The organism is Vibrio sp. 10N.261.51.F11, from assembly GCF_041471665.1.
In the GTDB taxonomy this organism is placed as follows: domain Bacteria; phylum Pseudomonadota; class Gammaproteobacteria; order Enterobacterales; family Vibrionaceae; genus Vibrio; species Vibrio crassostreae_C.
Window position 1 is genome coordinate 1 of record NZ_JBFROW010000128.1, and the last position, 428, is coordinate 428.

The following is a 428-nucleotide window of genomic DNA, read 5'->3' on the forward strand; positions in this document are numbered from 1 at the left end:
TCAATCACGTGTAACGTGCCGCCACTGCTGAGCTGATTAGTGGTATTGCCAAAGGAAGTGTGATCTTCGTAAACATGATTATTGAGGCTGGAGTAGGGCGTTACTTCAATTTTTGCTTGGTTATCTTCACCGGTCACCTTCACCATAATGGTGAGCTTTTGACCATCATTGGTTTCGATTTCGTAGGGGAGCTCCATCGACTCGCCAGCATGTAGGCTACCAATGAGATCGTCCGCATGACGATTGGTAACAGCTTCTAATCTGAATTGATAAGTGCCATTAGGCCAAACATCAAGGTGACCAGGCTCAAACCCTTGGCCTAAATACTTCCCGCTAAAAACAAACTGAGTGTTATCACCACTATCAGGGTCAATTAGCTGAAGCTGGCCTCTATAGAATTTAAATTCACTATCCAGCGCTTGTGTTTC

Annotated in this window: 1 protein-coding gene; it reads right to left on the minus strand. The window is 44.9% G+C overall.

Annotation, left to right across the window (positions count from 1 at the left end; genetic code table 11):
* A partial coding sequence (locus AB4351_RS22280; protein ID WP_372127205.1) for a VCBS domain-containing protein occupies nt 1-428 on the minus strand: 428 nt, incomplete at both ends.